The sequence below is a fragment of the Kineococcus glutinatus genome (assembly GCF_039542765.1).
Lineage (GTDB): Bacteria > Actinomycetota > Actinomycetes > Actinomycetales > Kineococcaceae > Kineococcus_A > Kineococcus_A glutinatus.
Genome location: NZ_BAABIL010000496.1, coordinates 1 through 2,379, shown reverse-complemented (window position 1 = coordinate 2,379; position 2,379 = coordinate 1). Strand labels below are relative to the sequence as shown.

The following is a 2,379-nucleotide window of genomic DNA, read 5'->3' as shown; positions in this document are numbered from 1 at the left end:
CTCGGGGTGCTCGGGCCGGGGAGCGGGGGCGCTGCGGGCTGGGCTGCTGGGCTCGGACATGACCCTCTCCCGATCGGCAGCCGGCCGCCGGTCCTGAAGCCCGCGCCCCCGTCCCGGACCGCGCGGGCCACCGGGGGCCGCCGGGCGTGGCGTCCCCCGCGGCCGGGGCCTGCGGGTAGTGTCCAGCGGACGGTCAGCGCGCCTGCCCGCTCGACGACGACGGCCCAGGGCCTGCGAGGAGGACCACCCCGTGCGCACGACGAGCGAAGCCCCTCTGGTCGCCCCGGCGACGAGCGGCAACCTCACGGACTGCGTCGTGGACGCCGCCCGCAACGCGCCCGAGCGCACCGCCGTGCGCCGCAAGGGGCCCGACGGGCGCTGGCAGGACGTCACCGCGGCGCAGTTCCTGACCGACGTCACGACGGTGGCCAAGGGTCTGCTCGCCGCCGGCGTGCGACCCGGCGACCGGGTGGGGCTGATGTCGCGCACCCGCTACGAGTGGACCGTCACCGACGTGGCGGTGTGGTTCGCCGGGGCCGTGACGGTGCCGGTCTACGAGACCTCCTCGGCCGAGCAGGTGGCGTGGATCCTCTCCGACGCGGCAGCGGTGGCCTGCATCGTGGAGACGACGGCCAACGCGGGCACGGTGGCCGGCCTGCGCGGCCGGCTGCCGCAGCTGCGCGACGTCTGGACCCTCGACTCCGGGGCCCTGGAGGACCTGCGCGCGGCCGGGCGCGACGTGCTCGACTCCGAGCTGGAGGAACGCCGTCGCGCCGTGCGCCCCGGCGACCCGGCGACGGTCATCTACACCTCCGGCACGACGGGCCGTCCCAAGGGCTGCGTGCTGGAGCACCGCCACTTCCTCGACCTGGTGCGCAACGCCGACGCGGCCATCGCCGACGTGACGCGCGCACCGGGGGCGACCACCCTGGTCTTCCTCCCCCTCGCGCACGTCTTCGCCCGCTTCGTGCAGGTGCTCTGCCTCGGCTGCGGCATCCCGCTGGGGCACACCCCGGACACCAAGGACCTCGTCGCCGACCTCGGCACCTTCCGCCCGACGTTCCTGCTGGCCGTGCCGCGGGTGTTCCAGAAGGTCTACAACAGCGCCGAGCAGGGCGCCGCCGCCGGCGGCCCGATGAAGGCGCGGATCTTCGCGGCGGCCGCCGCCACCGCCGTCGAGCACAGCCGCGCGCGCGACGGCGCCGGCCCCGGCGTGCTGCTGCGCGCCCGGCACGCCGTCTTCGACCGCCTCGTCTACGCCAAGCTGCGCGCCCGCCTGGGCGGGCGGCTGCAGTACGCCATCTCCGGCGGCGCACCGATGGGCGAGCGCCTCGCCCACTTCTTCCGCGGCGCCGGTCTCGTCGTCCTGGAGGGCTACGGGCTCACCGAGACCGCCGCCCCGCTCGCCGTCAACCGCCCCGCCCGGATCAAGATCGGCACCGTGGGCGTGCCGCTGCCCGGGGTCGACGTGGCCGTCGCCGCCGACGGGGAGGTGCTCGTGCGGGGGATCAACGTCTTCGCGGAGTACCTGCACGCCCCCGAGGCCACCGCCGCCGCCTTCCGGGACGGCTGGTTCCTCACCGGCGACCTCGGCGAGCTGGACGACGAGGGCTTCCTGCGCATCACCGGGCGCAAGAAGGAGATCCTCGTGACCGCGGGGGGCAAGAACGTGGCGCCCGCCCCGCTGGAGGACCAGCTGCGCGCCCACCCCCTCATCTCCCAGGCCGTCGTCGTGGGCGACCAGCGGCCCTACGTCGCGTGCCTGCTCTCCCTCGACCCGGACATGCTGCCGGTGTGGGGCGCCAACCACGGCAAGCCCGGCCTCGACGTGGCCACCGCCCGCCGGGACGCCGACGTGCTGGCCGAGCTGCAGCGGGCCGTGGACGCCGCCAACGCCAGCGTCAGCCGCGCGGAGTCCATCCGCCGCTTCCGCGTGCTCGGCGACGACCTCACCGTGGACAACGGGTTCCTCACGCCGTCGCTGAAGGTGAAGCGGGATGCGGTGCTCACGGCCCACGGCGCGGAGGTCGAGGCGCTCTACGGCGCGCCGTGACGGCAGCGGGCACGCCCACCACGTCCGGCTCGGGCACGCGGTGGCCCCTGGTGCTGGCCGCCTGGTGCGCGCTGCTCGCGCTCGCCACCCACAGCGTGGTCCGCTACCGGTGGTGGCTCGTCGCGGGTTACGTGCTGGTCGCCGCGGTGCTCGTGCCGGTGGCCCGCGCCGCGGCGCGCGACCGCGAGCGGGCCGGTGCGCGAGGCACCCCGGTGCTCGCGGCGGCGGCCCTGGCGGCGGGGGCGCTCGTCCACGTCGCGGTCCCGGCCTTCTCCTACCTGCCCGCCGCCCGGCTGCGCCACGTCCTCGCCGGGCTCGCCGGCGTC

1 protein-coding gene and 1 pseudogene are annotated in these 2,379 nt (G+C 76.5%); both read left to right on the top strand.

Annotated features, from left to right (window positions below; genetic code table 11):
* Nucleotides 1-250 precede the first annotated feature (250 nt).
* Nucleotides 251-2,053 (top strand): AMP-dependent synthetase/ligase, encoded by a 1,803-nt coding sequence (locus ABEB16_RS17010; RefSeq protein ID WP_345713413.1) that lies wholly within the window; start codon nt 251-253, stop codon nt 2,051-2,053.
* A pseudogene (locus tag ABEB16_RS17005) lies at nt 2,050-2,379 on the top strand (hypothetical protein); the annotation flags it as partial. The gene ABEB16_RS17010 and the pseudogene ABEB16_RS17005, both read left to right, overlap by 4 nt.